Raw genomic sequence first — 16,243 nt, 5'->3', positions numbered from 1 at the left:
TCTAGGGTTGCTTATGCGCTGGCGTTCATCTTTTGTTTTATTCACGAGTCTGTTTTGCACGTCCGTTTTGGCTCAGGATGAGTTTGATTGGCTTAGGGACGACGCTCGCAGCAACGGTGAAGTGAAGCAATTTTTGTCAGAGCAAAACAATGCGACAAAGGAGTATCTGAAAGGGAACGAAACCCTAAAACAGGCACTGCTTGATGAGTGGCAGAACGATAACGTTGTCAAAGCCGATTCACCCTGGCTTCTGATGCAAGGTGTGTACTACAAACTGGGCATCAAAAATGGTCAGCGTGCCATTTTGATGAAAAGCACACAGTCTGCATCCGAAGAAGTATTGCTGGACCTTTCCAGCAGGCAGCAAGACCACGATTATTACCATTTGGCTGCCTGGCGTTTGAGTTCTGATGGAGCAAAAATCGCCTTGGCTGAAGACATCACGGGAACCGGTGAGCACCGAATTTCTGTTGTTGATCTTGAGACGGGTTCAGAGTCTTTGGTCGCAGACGGCACAGAATCGACGATTCTATGGAGTTCGGATTCACAATCCATTTTTGTGATTAAACAAGAACTGCCTACGTTACGCCCTTACAAACTGGTCCAGATAGATCTTAAAACCAAAAAACAGACTCCGGTCTTTACCGAGAGTGATTCTGCATGGCTTGTTTCTGCGTATCTGGCGAGTGACAGCCATTGGGCGGTAATCCAGTCCAACAATGAGTCGAGTGTTGAGCAGGTTCTGCTTAACCTGAAAACAGGCGCGCTTTCTAAAACACTTCTACCGAGAAAAGACGGCAAAGAATACTTTGCCGATGTTGCTGACGATCAACTTTTCCTGAATTCAAACCATAACAATGGCTTTGCCATCTGGAAAAAGTCATTGAGATCTGAGACAGGCGAGTTCCAACTGATTTTCCGACCTGAATCAGGTGAAATGATTGATAATTTCTACCTGTTTGAATCGGCATTGGTTGTGGCGACGCTACGTGGTCAGGATAAATACCTGACGGCAGTTCGTAATGGTAAAACGCTGTGGAAAAAATCCCTCAGCGACGATGGCGTGGTGACTTGGGTTAAACGCAACGGTGATTTTTCCAGTAACCGAATTCGCCTTCGTAGCATGTCTTTGGTGCAGCCACCAAAGTGGTCGGAACTGGATGTGGAATCCGGAACTGTTTCCGACTTATCTTCAGACTTCTACCCAGAACATAACCCTCAAAAATACGTCTCTAAACAAATTTGGATTGAGAAAGGTTCGATTCGAGTCCCTGTCACACTTGCGTATCGAAAAGACACCCTGACTGAAAACTCGCCAGTTATTTTGTATGGCTACGGTGCATATGGCGTAACCATGCGTCCGTACTTTATGCCGCAAATTGTGAGTGTGCTTAATCAGGGCGCGATCTACGCCATTGCCCACGTTCGTGGTGGTGGCTTTCTGGGTAGCGACTGGCACGTTTCTGGTCGCGGCATCAACAAACAGAACGGCATTGATGACTTTCATGTTGCCAGCCAGTTTATGAAAACTTTCCAGCATGGTCAGCGTCCTGTGCTCGCTATTGGTGGCAGTGCTGGCGGGACTTTGGTAGCGGCTGCAATTAATCAAAAACCGGATCTGTATAAGGGTGCGGTATTGCAGGTTCCGTTTCTGGATGTGGTGAATAGCATGTCTGACAGCACCCTGCCACTCAGCGATCAGCAGCATCTGGAATGGGGAAACCCTAAAGATGCTCAGGAACAACGCGTGATGCTGGAATTCGACCCATACCAAAACCTTAAAAAACAAAGCTATCCGCCTGTGCTGGTGCGCGTTGGGTATCAGGACCGCCGGGTGCCTTTCTGGGAAGGGGCAAAATACATCGCCCGAATACAAAAGCTGAGCACGGCAGACAACCCTTATCTTCTGCGTACTGATTTCGTATCTGGCCATCGACCAGACCGCCGACACGCACTGAACTTTCAGGCGGAAGAGTACGCTTTTCTCCTTTCACTTGTTCAACACTCATCAGCGGAGTAATTGATGAAACTTTCTCCTTTATCTGTCGCAGTATCTGCTGCGTTGTTTTCTCATATCTGCTTCGCTGAAAGCGGCACAGTTTCTACTCAAAATGAACAGGAGTTTGTCGAAACCGTCGTTGTTACGGCTAACAAAATCGACACTCCTCTGTTTGAAGTGCCGGGCTCCATCTCTGTGGTTGATCTGGACAAGGTGGAAAAGGAAGGGGCAACAGAACTCTATGACGCGCTGGACACCGAACCGGGCGTTTCCGTTACTGGTGGAGCGGGTCGACCTCAGAACATCGTGATTCGAGGGATGACAGGAAACCGAATCGCCATTGTGAAAGATGGTGTAAAAATGTCGGATGGCTACGGTGCTCTGGATCTCAATGATGGCGCGGGACGCGATACTTTTGATATCAACAGCCTCAAGCAAATCGAAGTTGTGAAAGGGGCGAGCTCGAACATTCACGGCTCCGGTGCTATTGGCGGTGTTGTGGTACTGGTTTCCAAGAAGCCAGAAGACTATCTGCACGGGAAAGATTTCCATTCCGAGGTAGGTACTACCTACACCCAGATCAGTAACAAAACCAAAAGCTATGCGCTTTCCGCATTTCGTTTTCAGGATACCGAAGCACTAGTTCGCGCCAGCTACTGGTTGGGTGAAGAGACCCGAAATTATAAGCAGGATCTCTATAATCGCGATATCGACGGCTACAATCTGGATGCGGTGGTTAACCACTATCTGCATGACGATTTTATTCTCAAAGCCAAAGCAAATTACTACCTTAACCGTGTTAATCGCGATGAAGGCACGCATATTGTTCAGCCGGATGGAAAATGGGACGTTAGCCATTACAACGACAAAGTCTTTACCCGGACGATTGGCGTTGAACTTGGGACACAACATACTGTTTCTAATGCATTTTACGACGAGCTGAATACCAAAGGTTACCTGCGTGATTCCACGTCGCAGCGCGATCGCAATTACTCGATTTATCGTGATAACAGAGGCATCACGGAGTACCGCAATGAAGATGATCATCGTGAGTTTAATGACAGCGCGATGGGCATCAATCTGGACGCCAATAAACTTACTGACTTTGCCGATATGCAGCATCAGATCGTTTACGGTGTAGAGGTAGACCGTCGTTCGTACAATCGCCCGGTTACCCGCAAGACATTCGACACCAATGGCTTGAACGAGCAGGATAAGTCGCCGTTTGCAGGAGTGGTGACTCACAGATTCAGTTCATACATCAAAGACAGAGCAACCCACGGAAACTGGACTTTCGATCTTGGGGCACGCTTTGATTTTCATCATCTAGAGCCGGAAAAAAGAAGTGAGATTGGTGGCTATGAAATCAGCAATACCCGTAGTTCAGAATGGTCGCCAAGTCTGTCCGTCACCCACAAGTTCACGCCATCTCTGAACGGTTACATCAGCTACAACCATGGCTATCGTGCCCCGAGCTACGACAAGGTATACGGCTTTGTACCTCACCTGTTTAACCTACTTGACCCGTTCTACATTATTCCGAATTTAGATCTGGAAAAAGAGACCAGCGACTCTTACGAACTAGGCGCTAAATATCAGGACGGTCAGTGGTCCTGGTCGACAGCGGTTTTCCACACCCAGTACAAAAACTTCATTGATGTTAAACGAATAGGGCGCGATTCAAACGGCAATTCGTTGTACCAGTATGTAAACAAGAAAAATGTGTTTACGCAGGGGGTGGAATTCTCAGTGGCTTACCAGATTGATGAGCAATGGGCAGTATCGACCAAAGCAGGCGTAGTCGATGGAAAAGATGGCGATGGCAATTACATCCGTTCTCTGACTCCATGGGAAGGCAACGTTCAGCTCGACTACGAACACAATGCGTTGAGCGGTTATCTTCGAATGAACTGGGCTGCTGAAATGACCAGAACGCCTGTTTGCAACAATGAACTGCAAGTGGAAGTGCCGTGTGACCAGACTCAAGCCTGGCAGTCACTGGATGCAGGTGCGAGCGTTGTCCTTTGGGATGACCTGACTCTAAGCGCTAACGTGATCAATCTGCTGGACAGTCAATTTACGCGTTATCAGGACATTGCCGGATTGGGTAAGCATCAGACCTCTTTCTCAACCGAACCTGGTCGCTATTTCACACTTAACGCGAAATACGAGTTCTAGGGGGGCATGATGAAAAAGCACCTCTTGCCGACCCTGCTTTGTGCCTCTATTTCATCTGCAACGGCTGGGGAATGGGACTACCCGAGTAATGCAGCCACAGTGACCAGTGATGGTGAAGCACTGAACTATGTGAGCCAGCGTTATGCTGATGTTGGTTCATTCCGTTTGCGTTACGTCACCGAAAGTAAGCTCGGCAAGCACTATAACTTCGATGTGCTGGTGGGTGGTGAATACAAACATCAGAGAGCGGTCGTTCTGAGTGTGGATAACGACCAGCGTGTCACCCGTATATTCAAAAGCCTTGAAGATACTGTTGTGCGAAACGGGTTAGTTATCACTGCGGTTGAGCTAGAAAATCCGAGGCGTCTTGAGGCACTGGAGCCGCCAGAACTGGCAACAGGTTCCATCAAGTCTGTGAACGTCAATGTGTTCGACCCGGATCTTCGTACCATGGATAAGGTTCCGCAGCCCGATACTTTGTGGAAATACCTGGAAGACTACCCGCATTCTATTCGTTACGTGAGCAAGCCTGTATCTGTTCTTGAATCTGGTGGCAAGTTATATCTGGCAAACGAGCGTGTGCGTCAGGTGGATGCGAAGGAGCTTCAACAAAAAAATGCGGATACTGGAGCCTGGGAAACCAGCCCGACCAGCTCGTTTCTGGCTCAGGAAGGTGTTGCTGAATTTGCTTCTGAAGCAGCGCTAAGTTCAGTGACTTATGACATGCCGGAATTTGCGCAGATTATGGCGTTTTACCATCTTGATCATTCGTTGCAATACCTGTCTTCACTGGGTTCTGATTTGTTTTCTGAACCCGTTCGCTTTGACGGAAGGGGACTGTCGCAAGATAACTCGACATATTACTTCGGTCCTAAAGCTGCCATGTTCGGTATTACAGGCTCGCCAGACGCAATAGATGCCGATGTGGTAATCCATGAATTAGGGCATGGCATCCATTATCAGATTGTGCCGGACTGGGGCTATGGTCATACCGGAGCCATCGGAGAAGGTTTCGGCGACTACTGGGCAGGGTCATACAGCTACCGCGTTCAGTACGCGCAGAGCGAATCTTTTGAACTGGATACCTTCGCTAACTGGGATGGATTGTTCGGTTTCAAGAAAAATACCCGAAGCCTTTGGAATCAGCGTGCTCGCTACTTTGAAAGAAGTGAATACCGACCACACGAATATGTGGGCGGAGAACTGGGCGATGAGCTTTGGTCAACTCCTTTGTTCCAGTCACTGAAACAATCGGTCGCCAAATATGGACAGATCGCTTTCTCGGAGCTTGACACCATTGTGCTGCAATCCATGTATGGCTTAGGTCGCGGTATGAAAATGCACGATCTGGCAGAAAGCATGATTTTTGTTGCTAACAAACTGTATTCGGACAAGGAATACGCTCAGATCCTAAAAGCGAATTTTGATATTCACGGGCTGATTAAAGAGCCATTTCGTGTGGTCAATACGCCCAAATTTATCGAACCTGAGCATGGCATTGATCTGCTAATCCAGCGCACCTTATCACTAAGCAGTATCGATGGTGTTGCCCGTACCGATTTGGCGAAAGAGGTCGGCTTTTCTGATGCCAGTTCGGCTGTTCAGAAGATTCATATTTCAGGTCTGGCAAATAGTGTTTGTGCCAAGCCTTTTGATTTGGCATTAGACATCCAATATCAGGTTACGAGCAACCAGTCTGTTCGCCGCTGGCAGCATACAGAGCAGCTTGTATACGGACAGCCGAAATTTGTCACACCACTCACTTCAGTCAACGCACCCATTCCCGATGCGGACCAGAACAATAACTTAGGCGTTAAGTCGTTCAGCTATGACGTATACGCTCAAAAATCCATTTCAGAGAACCTTGGGGTTTATTTCGAGTTGGAGCATGAAAAGCTTACCGATATCGAACTCAAGCTGACCAGCCCAGATAACGTCGTTATCCGAATTAAGCCTCATGAATACAGCAGTGGCAATACGTTCAAACGCCACTTCGCAGCGGGCAACTCTAAGGAATTAGATGCCCTAAAAGGAACCAGCATGTATGGCATCTGGCGACTGGAAATCACCGACTTTGCACACCAGGACACAGGCACTTTATTGAAATGGGGTGTCAGCGAACTGAGTGGGTATCAATGTGAGAATACGACGACAGATAACAATAAAAAGCCGTCGACGATGCAATCTTCAGGCGGGGCGTCTATTGCCTGGCTAAGTTTGCTCATTCTATTTACCGGAGCCTGGCTTCGGAACCGCAAGTACTACTAAGAGTTCATTATGAAAACAAAACTGACCCTGCTTTCGGCAGCTCTCCTGCTCGCTGGTTGTGGTGGTTCGGGCGGCGATTCTGCCAGCTCAACCAGCCTTCCGACTTATGACTTATCTGGCAACATTACGACAGCAAATGTCCCTGCCAGCGCAAAAGTATGCGTGGATGCAAACCAAAACTACCGTTGCGATGCATCCGAGGCGAGCACAATTGCACGCAATGGCGCTTTTACCATCACCAGTACTAGCCTGAGTATTTATGATTTTCCCATTTTGGCGGTTATGGACACAGGTGTGGCGCAAGCTTCTGCATTAAGCAGTGTTAGCCCTGCCTCAGCGGGAAGCCAGACTGTTTTGGCTGCGCCGAATCGTCGAATGAAGAGCGACAACGTTATCAATGGCATCACGACACTGATCTCTGGCGCAATGGATAATGGTTTAACGCTGTCTCAGGCCGTTTCTCAGGTAGAAACCGAAATTAAGCGCGCGAACATCGCCCTGTCAGGTTCTTTGTTAAAAAACCTGAATGCCAACGCGCTAAGCGTACTTGAAGCGAATGTAGTAAAGCTGTCTCAAGCTGCAGGTGATAAGAACCGTTCAAGCGTTCTGGCATCCGCTGGACTTTCGCTAGCAGACTACAAAGCGTTGACGGATGCTAACGCATCGGCTGAAGATCTGACTAAAGCAGTGACTGAACTGTCGAAAGCCAAATTCACTTTACAGCCATTGAATGATACGGGTCTGACTAAGTTCTTCTCGGATGCTTCAAACACTGAAAACCAGACCGAAAACCCATCGGATTACCCGGGTCAGGATGCTATGTATGGTCTTGATGTCACGGATAAGCAGGCTAACACTGGCAACGGTTTTAAATTCAAAAAGCTCGATGCTCAGGGCAACGAGCTGGCAGATGACGCCACTGAATGGTCTTGCGTGTCCGATGAACGCACCGGATTGATTTGGGAAGTGAAATCTAATGATACCTCTTCCATCCAGCACTTAGATCGCCTGTTTGCATTGGAAATCAAAGATCGTATTTCTTCTAACAAAGGCGACGTTTTGACGGCTACTTGTCAGACTACTGGCGACGGAATTTGTACGACTCAGCAGTACGCTGATGAGTTAAGTAAACGAAATATCTGCGGTTTATCTACTTGGCGTTTGCCTACGGGAGATGAGCTGTATGGAATCATAGACTTTAGCAGTACTAGCCCACTTCCGAATAAAGCGCCGAGTGATCCTGGTGAGGTGATTGCGGGTCTGAATATGAAGTACTTCCCTAACCAAACTATTGGCTCAGAAGATGAGGCACCTTACCTAAAACACGGCATTGTATGGTCTGACAGCTTCTACGCAAACAGTTACCGTGAGGAGGAAGATGGGGTGGTTTACTTTAGCTATGTTCACCTAGTGAGCCCAACACATGCGGCTTCTTACACTGGAAAAATAAGAAAACTTGCTTGGAGCTTGGGCACAATAGCATTCGATGAATATGGGATTTTTACAGGTTCTTATTCAGATGACACATCCGAATCTTGGATTTTCCCAACTCGTTTGGTTGCGAATAAGGAGACTAAATAATGAAAAAGTGGTTGATTTCATCAGTTTTATTACTGACATCCGTGAGTGCGTTCGCTCAAATTTGTAGCCCAAACATCAGTCGTTCAGCTCCGAATTCCAGGTTTGTTGTTCAGGATTCCGGCATTGTAAAAGATTTGAAGACAGGTCTAACTTGGATGAGGTGTCCTGTCGGTAAAGCATGGGATGCGGCGCAATCTTCTTGTAGCGGAAAGTCGGCGGAGTTCTTATGGCAACCAGCACTTCAAAGAGCTAATGACATCGCTAACTCGCCTCTAGATTCACTCTATCAATTTGCGGGTGTGACAAACTGGCGTTTACCGAATATCAAAGAGCTACAATCACTGATTGAAAAAGGTTGCCATACACCAATGTTAAATTCTAAGGCATTTCCTAATTTCATTGATAAAGATGTTGTCACAACAAGAACGATTTGGAGTTCAACACCTGTTGGTTCGGGTGATGCAGTACTTGTTTTGAATACTGTACATGGTGAAATATACACTCAAGAACCCAATAAAGCTGGTGCAAACTACGCGATTATGATGGTTTCAGACAGCAAGTAAACTCTAAAAGCTTCGGAATGATAAAAAGTCAGTCTTTGTTTCAAAGGCTGGCTTTTTTGTTTGTGGCAAATGAAAAAGGGTCGCTGCAAAAAGAGGGGGACGCAGCGACCTAATCCTCAAACAAGGGAAGGACCTAGAGGTTTAAGGTGTGGTCATTTCCAGAGAGATAATCGAGCGGTCATCAAAAAATTCTTCGGAAGTTGACCCTTTAATATTTTCAAAGTCAGAAACTTTGGCGAAATCGAGCTGTTCTACCCGTGCATACTCTTCTTCCCAATCTGACACTTTTGTTCCTGCTGGCATGGTCAGATACCCATCGCTGAAGAGCTCCAGTGTCCGCACGCTTTCTATACTCAGAGTGGTATCGATGACGTCGTTCATTAAAGGCAAGTTGCCATCCAGTGTGCTGAATCCCAGAGGGTGCTCGCCGTTATTGGCATACATTTTCTGACTGACAATACCTTTAAGAACAAATCGTTCGAGATCCTCATGTGAAGCAATTTTGCTGTGTTGTTCAAGTACTCTTGCCAGTATGTTATCGACGTCCTTTTTGTCGATGAGCTGGTTGCCCACCCCGCATTCAAAACCGTGGAAAGAGAGCCGGCGTGTGACTTTCTCTAAGGTATCCGGGTCTGGAAATATGTCCTTAAGTCTGTGATGAATGGCAATTCTTGTGGTGGTTGCAACGGAATCAATAGGCTTGTGGTGGCAATAAACATCAGTGCCATTTACCCGGACCCCAGAATCCCCAACATTAAGAATGCGCAGGCTATCTTCCAGAAAAATTACCATTGATAGGGTCGTTGAAGGGGAATGCACAAATTTGTGGTTGGACATACACTCTGCGAATCTTTCGGAAATGCTCCGCAGAATAAATTCTGCGGATGATTCCCTAAATGCCTTGTCACTGAAAAGTTCTGCGCAAATAGCCGCAACTGTGTTGGACGCGTATCTTCCGGAACTGTCTCCGCCCTCTTTAAAACTGGCAAAAGGATCAGTTGCACCGTCTAACAGCGCGATGATGTTTCCCGGAACAATGAGCATAGCGTCATCCCCAGGCTTTTTATTGTTCCTACTTTTCGAACGTGAAAAGGCATATATGTTCATAGTTAAACTCTGTTGGTGAAATACTTAAACAAACGATGATTCGCTGTCATCTGAGAAACGGAAAACCGTGTAAACACAGAGCCCAGTGCTCACCAGTAGAATGGTCGAGAGTGCTGCTGCAATACCAAATTCCCCGTCTAATACCGATATGTAGATTTTGATCGGCATGGTTACCGTTCCTGAGTTATAGAGAATCAATGTCGATGACAGCTCATTAATTGCGGTGATAAAACTCATCAGTGACCCGACAATTAGCCCGGGCAGGATGAGAGGAACAGTGACAGTCACAAATGCTTTTAAAGGGTTTGCACCTAAGTTAATGGCAGCTTCTTCCAGAGAAGGCTTAATCTGTCTCAGATTGGTTGTCGTGGAACGAACGCCATAGGGAAGTCGCCTGATAAAGTAGATCATAATGATGATCGCGGCGGTTCCGGTCAGGTCAAACATTCCGGTTCTGAACGTAGTAACAAAACCAATGGCGATCACTACCCCGGGAACCAGATATGGCACCATCATCAGCAAGTCGATCATGCCGGATGTTTTGGTGTCCCGGCGTACAATCAGGTAAGAAATCAGCCCCGAGAAAATCGCGATAAGTGCAACAGCAACCAACGCAAAAGAGAAGCTGTTCACTATCGCTTCCGGCGCATCGCTGATTACCCGAGCATAGCTCTGTAAACCGAACCCTCCGGTAAAGACGGGACCATTGGTTTGCAGGAAGGACGTATAAACCACCACCATGGTAGGCAGCATAGCGACCAGTACGACGGCGTAACAGAACACGTGTGCTAATACGTTTTGTATGCCTTTTAGCTTGCTGACGACGGGTCTGTTGGTAAGAGCACTGGCGTATCTGCGTTTTGCCAGAATCTTGCGCTGTGCCAGAAGAGCCAGCATAGAAATAGCCATCATGACCAAAGAAATGGTCACAGCCATGGTCGGTTTTCCGCCCAGTTCAGAGGTATAAGCCGAATACGCAATGGTTGAAAGTGTTCTGAATCCACGCCCCAAAATCGCAGGTGTACCAAAGTCGGCAATAGAAAGAACAAAGCAGATGATGGCTCCCGTACTTACCGCAGGGAAAACCAATGGCAGAGTGACTTTGAAGAAGCGTTCAAGTGCATTGCAGCCGAGGTTTTCAGCCGCGTCTTCGAAAGACTTATTGACCGATTTGAGTCCCGTTTGTGTCATTAGGTACACAAAGGGGAAGAACTTGAGTGTGAACACCAGAATCACACCTCCTGCTCCGTAAATGGTAGGGGTTTCTATGCCAAACTGGGCGAAGAAGTTAGTCACAAAACCGTTTGATCCAAACATCATAATCCACGCATAAGCACCGATAAACGGTGGTGCTACCAATACCAGAATGGCTAATGTTGAGATGAACTGTTTTCCCCAAATGTGGAAACGAGCGGTGAAAAAGGCCAGAGGCACACCAAGTAAACATGCCCCCAGAGTCCCCATAAATCCGACGTAAAGTGAATTTTTTAGCCCAGTCAGGTAATAATTTTTAGTGAAAACCTTAATGTAATTGTCGAGCGTAAACGCCCCTGTATTGGCATCGAAGAAGCTCACTACAAACACGCTAAAGATGGGCAGTATCAATAGGATGAATAAGATGGCGACGGTGACGATGGAAACAAACGACCAAAAATCCAGTTGACGGAATTTAGGAAACAGGCTGGTTATTCCCTGTGGCGCCGCAATGCGTGGAGTATTCATTGCAATCTTCTCCCAGTTTCTGAATCTTCAAACAAAGAGATGTCTTCGTGGTCAAAAGACATGAAGGCTTGGTCTCCCTCTTTGATGTTCATAATGGTTTCGTCTGGGCGGGTAACGGCTTTTAGTATTTCTCCATCAGCTGTTTTGCCGTGCACTTCCATTTCTCTACCAATGAAACTGATTTGTTCGACCGTGACCTTTACATCAAAAGTGTGTTCAGAAGGGGAGGTTGCGTGTAAAGAGATTGCTTCGGGACGAACAGCGGCGACGATTTCCATCGACTTATCAGCATCAGTAGGATAGTCACCTATCACTTTATCTGCGCTGCTCAATGAGATGAGACCACCTTGATTGGAGGTTCTAAGGAAGTTGTTTCCACCAACGAAGTTGGCAACAAAGCGATTTGCCGGACGGTTATAAACTTCAAACGGTGGCGCTGCCTGTTGAATGATCCCTTTGTACATCACACAAACTGTATCGGACATGGCCAGTGCCTCTTCCTGATCGTGTGTAACGTATACCGTGGTCATTCCCATTTTTTGCTGAATTTTTCTGAGCTCAGCACGCAGATCTACCCTGAGTTTTGCGTCCAAATTGGAAAGCGGTTCATCCATAAGCAAAACCGTAGGGTTGATAACGATTGCTCTGGCAAGCCCTACACGTTGCTGTTGCCCTCCACTGAGTTCGTGTGGCATGCGTTTGGCAAACTCCGAGAGCTGAACCATTTTCAATGCGTCTTCTACGCGCTTTTTCATTTCGTTTTTTGCAACTTTGCGCTGCTTCAAACCAAACGCGACGTTGTCTTCAACGCTTAAATGAGGGAAGACGGCGTAATCCTGAAATACCATACCAACATCGCGTTGGTGTGCTGGTTCGTTCTCGATTGAGTGCGAGTCGACAACGATTGTCCCTGAATTCTGGCGGTGAAATCCTGCAATGGTGCGGAGCAGGGTAGTTTTTCCACACCCACTTGGTCCTAGTAGCGTGTAAAAGGAACCCGATTCAATCGAAATATTAATGTTTGACAATGCGACAACGTCACCATACTGCTTTCTTATTCCGTTAATTTGTACGGCTGCCATTTCATCACCTCTGTAATTTGGCTAAAAAATACAGTGGCTCTGCTTCAAGCCACTGCTTAATAAGTCGTTTTCTAAAAGGTTAATCTGGATTCTTTACTGAACGTCTAAAACCCAATCTGCCCAGTTTTCGACAAGGCGTGAGCGGTTATCTGCTGCCCACTTAAAGTCGTAATCCATGACAGGAACTCTTTCTAATGGAATAAGAAGTGGGTTGGATTCCACGTCGGTACGGACAGGTCGGCGACCAAGAGAAGCAACGACTTTCTGACCTTCTTCTGAAAGAATGAAGTCGATGAATTTTTCAGCACCTGCGCCATTTGGGCTTCCCGCAACTTTCGCAATGGCATCGGGTGCCAGTGCAGTGCCTTCAGATGGGTAAACGATTTCTACCGGACCACCCCCTTCTTTGTATTGCAGTGCCGCATCTTCTAACGTGATGCCAATAGGGGATTCGCCGTCATTAACAAATCGAGGAACCGCACCAGAACTGTTGGAGAGGACGAAATTTTCCAGTGCACCTTTGTAGATAAGAGCGGCTTGTTCTTCCACAGAATAGATCTGCATTACCGTCGCATACTGGATAAATGCGGAGCCAGAGCGGTCGGCTCTTGCTGATGAAATTAAGCTTTTATAGATAGGTTTGGATAGATCTTCCCAACTTGCCGGTACGGGCAGTCCTTTCAGCTTTGCTTCGTTAACAATGAACACCATGACAACGGCAGTGAAGGGCGACCACATATCACTTTTAACCAAACCCGGAATGAGGCTTTCAGCATGAACTGATTTGTACGGGCTAAATAGGGTTGGGTTAAAGTCGATGACCGTGCCGTCAACACTCCACAAAACATCGGCGACGGGCTTGTCACTTTCCGCGGTCAGACGATTCAGCAGTTCACCTGAGCCAGCTTTGATGACCTGCACTTCAATGCCTGTCTGTTTCTCAAATTTTGGCACCAAAGCGTCAACAAATTTCTGAGGTGCGGCGGTGTAAACCGTAATTACATCAGCAGCATATGAGCCAAATGAAGCAATTCCCACAATTGCAGCAACCAGTATTCTGGATATTATTTTTTTACTTAAACGCATATTGTTTCTCCCTCTCTGCGTCGATTTCCTTATTGTTAGAATTGATATTAGTTATTAATTTACACAATGTAAATTAATCCAGAGGATAAAAAATGAACAGCTTAATTTGTTTTGAAGTTGATCAAATTTTCTGAATTTTGTTTTCGCATGGGGGGGATCAGTGTGATGATCTAAAAAACCAATAAAATGAAGTGAATGGAACAAAGAGTGGTTGTAAATATTTTTGCAAAGTTGAATATTCGACGGATTGTGGCACACATCCGACGATATGGTCCTCAGACGCGAGCTACTCTGACCAAAGAGCTGGGCGTGACGCCAGCAACAATTACCCGATTAACCAGTGAATTGCTTGAGCATGGTGTGATGGAGGAAATACCGGATCCGACTAAAAAGGGTCAAAAAGGGTTCCCCTCTAAATTGCTAAAGCTCAAATCAGAGAGTCTGCTGACGACTGGCGTGTATTTTGACCCAGATACCTTGTATACCTGCGTGGCAGATCTAGAAGGAAATATCATCACGGAAGAGCAGTTTTCCATTGATAACAGGGATTTTCATACCATTTTGACTAAGGCCAGTCAGAGTATTCATCAGCAACTGGAGCAGTCAGGCAGTGATATTTCCCGAGTGGTGGGGTGCGGCGTCAGCTATCCCGGGCAACATACCGATACGCCGGGGCGCACATTAAAAACTCAGCAGTTTGCCGACTGGCCGTCGATAGATTTTAGAAACGATCTCGCCCAGTATTTTGAATTTCCCGTCTATCACATCAATGATGCGAAAGCCGCCTGTCTTGCCGAGCTTTACTATGGTGCCTGCAAATCGCACCAGCACTACTGCTATATCTGGTTATCTTATGGTATCGGTGGTGCAGCTATTATCGATCAAAGCCTCTATTTAGGTCACAGTCAGGTTGCCGCTGAATTCTCAGGGCTGTTTCCGAAATCTAAGGAAAGACCATCAGGTCAGGATTTACTGGATACTCTAGTCAAAGAAGGAATTGAACTGGAGAGGCTGGATCAACTGACGGATGAACACCTGAACACGCCTTGCGTTAAAAAATGGGTTGCCCGCTCTACCGAGCAAATAAAGTGGCTTTGTTTGGTGATAGCCCGAACGTTCGCCCCGGATGCGATTGTGATTGGTGGAACCTTACATTCCAGCCTGATCAATCAGATCCAAGAGTCCATTAGTGAAGAAACTGAATTAGGTGAAGACTTTGCCATTCAGCCGCCGAAAATAGTAAGAGCGACGACTGATATAAAACCTCAACTAGGTGCTGCGGTGCTGCCTATAGATGAGTTAATTAACCCAGCAAGATATCAGGGGCGGATCCATAAAACAGACCGTTAGATGTTTTGAGTAGTGTACAAATGAAGAGAGCCTAGCAGTTTCCCTGCCAGGCTCTCGTTTTTGAATCTCTAATTAATGTGGGTCATATTGAATCACACGGCAGAATGATCCAACTGTACCATTTGTATAAACGGTCGCATTTCTTTTCCCTTGCGTGAACATTGCCAGAGCGACAGAAGTCATCGTTTTATTTTCTTCTGGGATCACCATCCATCCCCAATTATTTGGGTTTGGGCAGCTTGAGGGAACAACATTTCCCTCAAATCGAATCAGCAAACCCGACTGAGTACTGGTAATGTCGTAAACTTTACCACCTAGGTATGTGTCAGCTGAATACGCACTTACACTAAATACCAAGCTTAATAACAAAGCCAACTTTTTCATTATTAATAATCCTTTTCCAAATAACGTTTTTATTGAAGATACAAATCTTTGATTTTAAACCAGGACCCTTCACAGCCCTCAATAGTGACCGTAAGTTTCATACCTGATGCTTTTGCAGTCAGAATGGTTGACTTAATAACATCGTCCGACTTGGATAACCCTGCCCAACCGTTATTTCTACTGCACTGATTTGCTCTGATGGCATTAGGGAACCCACCATCAAGTTGTAGTGCAATTGCCCCATTCGGATTCGCGAACACTTTCTTTACTGTATTTGTGTCTTGAGAGTAGGAAGCTGCGGATGCACTACCAAGAAATGATAGAGATGCAGATAAGAGAAGAATATTTCTAATCATAGTAACTTTATGTGTCTAATTAACTAACGCTTTTAACAATGTATCGAAACAAGAGCTAACTTAGCTTGTTGAATATTTATTGGATTCAAGAATCTTATTCCAGGAAACCGCCATTATTACATTTGGACCACAATGTAATTGAATGTTGGATAATTGCCGTAACACGTATCCACCACATTGAAGCTGACCTTTTTTCCAGCCGTAGAAGCGGTCATTAACAAACTCAAGGTTTCTTTTCCTGATACAGCATTGTCTTTGTTCCAGCGGATGGAACTGGAACGGCATTGTGTGGGACCCACAGTGGTGTCTAGAGTTGCGTAGCATGTTCCATCATTCAAATGGCAACCGATTTGTTTGATGTCTCTCCAGCCAGACCCCTTTGCAAGAGCTACATTGGAAGTCAGTAACATAGAAGAAATCATTGTGAGTTGAATAAGCCTTTTCATTTTATACCTGAAGTTGTTATTTGATTTATTTGTCAATTTTGAAATTCTAGGGCGAATTCATTTCCCTGAAAAATCGATCGGAAGTATGCCATTGATAAGGCTTTTTTTTACTTTATTTCCA

At 46.2% G+C, this 16,243-nt stretch carries 13 protein-coding genes; 6 read left to right on the top strand and 7 right to left on the bottom strand.

Annotated elements, in window-relative coordinates:
- Positions 1-13 precede the first annotated feature (13 nt).
- The 5 genes from INR79_RS27130 to INR79_RS27110 are packed head-to-tail and all read left to right on the top strand — an operon-like array spanning position 14 to position 8,589.
- Positions 14-2,020, top strand: coding sequence for a prolyl oligopeptidase family serine peptidase (locus INR79_RS27130; protein WP_223098000.1), 2,007 nt, complete (start codon positions 14-16; stop codon positions 2,018-2,020).
- Between the two features lie 3 nt (positions 2,021-2,023).
- A complete protein-coding gene (locus INR79_RS27125) occupies positions 2,024-4,177 on the top strand; it encodes a TonB-dependent hemoglobin/transferrin/lactoferrin family receptor (protein WP_223097997.1) in 2,154 nt (717 codons plus the stop codon).
- A gap of 6 nt (positions 4,178-4,183) precedes the next feature.
- The gene (locus INR79_RS27120; RefSeq protein WP_223097994.1) at positions 4,184-6,445 is read left to right on the top strand and encodes a proprotein convertase P-domain-containing protein; all 2,262 of its coding nucleotides are present in this window, start codon (positions 4,184-4,186) and stop codon (positions 6,443-6,445) included.
- Positions 6,446-6,454: 9 nt separating this feature from the next.
- Entirely contained in the window at positions 6,455-8,026 is a 1,572-nt protein-coding gene (locus INR79_RS27115; protein WP_223097991.1) for a DUF1566 domain-containing protein, read from the top strand.
- Positions 8,026-8,589 carry a DUF1566 domain-containing protein gene (locus tag INR79_RS27110; RefSeq protein ID WP_223097988.1) on the top strand — a complete coding sequence of 188 codons (564 nt, stop codon included), beginning with the start codon at positions 8,026-8,028 and terminating at the stop codon, positions 8,587-8,589. The genes INR79_RS27115 and INR79_RS27110 overlap by 1 nt, the downstream gene beginning before the upstream one ends.
- A gap of 141 nt (positions 8,590-8,730) precedes the next feature.
- Here INR79_RS27110 and INR79_RS27105 read toward each other — a convergent pair whose 3' ends face one another.
- The 4 genes from INR79_RS27105 to INR79_RS27090 form a co-directional block, all read right to left on the bottom strand.
- Positions 8,731-9,696, bottom strand: coding sequence for a PP2C family serine/threonine-protein phosphatase (locus INR79_RS27105; RefSeq protein ID WP_262415436.1), 966 nt, complete (start codon positions 9,694-9,696; stop codon positions 8,731-8,733).
- 24 nt (positions 9,697-9,720) lie between these two features.
- Positions 9,721-11,418 (bottom strand): ABC transporter permease, encoded by a 1,698-nt coding sequence (locus tag INR79_RS27100; RefSeq protein ID WP_223097982.1) that lies wholly within the window; start codon positions 11,416-11,418, stop codon positions 9,721-9,723.
- Positions 11,415-12,500: an ABC transporter ATP-binding protein gene (locus tag INR79_RS27095; RefSeq protein WP_223097979.1), complete on the bottom strand. Its 1,086-nt coding sequence runs from the start codon at positions 12,498-12,500 to the stop codon at positions 11,415-11,417. The genes INR79_RS27100 and INR79_RS27095 overlap by 4 nt, the downstream gene beginning before the upstream one ends.
- A 93-nt stretch (positions 12,501-12,593) precedes the next feature.
- Positions 12,594-13,586 (bottom strand): extracellular solute-binding protein, encoded by a 993-nt coding sequence (locus INR79_RS27090; RefSeq protein ID WP_223097976.1) that lies wholly within the window; start codon positions 13,584-13,586, stop codon positions 12,594-12,596.
- Between the two features lie 207 nt (positions 13,587-13,793).
- Between INR79_RS27090 and INR79_RS27085 the strand changes: the two genes are divergently transcribed.
- Positions 13,794-14,936 carry an ROK family transcriptional regulator gene (locus tag INR79_RS27085; protein WP_022561871.1) on the top strand — a complete coding sequence of 381 codons (1,143 nt, stop codon included), beginning with the start codon at positions 13,794-13,796 and terminating at the stop codon, positions 14,934-14,936.
- Between the two features lie 72 nt (positions 14,937-15,008).
- Here INR79_RS27085 and INR79_RS27080 read toward each other — a convergent pair whose 3' ends face one another.
- The 3 genes from INR79_RS27080 to INR79_RS27070 all read right to left on the bottom strand — a co-directional run bounded on the left by INR79_RS27080 (position 15,009) and on the right by INR79_RS27070 (position 16,122).
- Positions 15,009-15,320 (bottom strand): hypothetical protein, encoded by a 312-nt coding sequence (locus tag INR79_RS27080; RefSeq protein WP_045963569.1) that lies wholly within the window; start codon positions 15,318-15,320, stop codon positions 15,009-15,011.
- A gap of 29 nt (positions 15,321-15,349) precedes the next feature.
- Positions 15,350-15,676, bottom strand: a complete 327-nt coding sequence (locus INR79_RS27075; RefSeq protein ID WP_004408043.1) for a hypothetical protein — start codon at positions 15,674-15,676, stop codon at positions 15,350-15,352.
- Positions 15,677-15,792: 116 nt separating this feature from the next.
- Positions 15,793-16,122 carry a hypothetical protein gene (locus INR79_RS27070; RefSeq protein ID WP_223097973.1) on the bottom strand — a complete coding sequence of 110 codons (330 nt, stop codon included), beginning with the start codon at positions 16,120-16,122 and terminating at the stop codon, positions 15,793-15,795.
- Positions 16,123-16,243: the final 121 nt, after the last annotated feature.

It is taken from the genome of Vibrio sp. SCSIO 43132 (assembly GCF_019904195.1).
In the GTDB taxonomy this organism is placed as follows: Bacteria; Pseudomonadota; Gammaproteobacteria; order Enterobacterales; family Vibrionaceae; genus Vibrio; species Vibrio nigripulchritudo.
The sequence above is the reverse complement of the archived record's forward strand: the minus strand, read 5'-3'. Positions and strand labels throughout refer to the sequence as shown.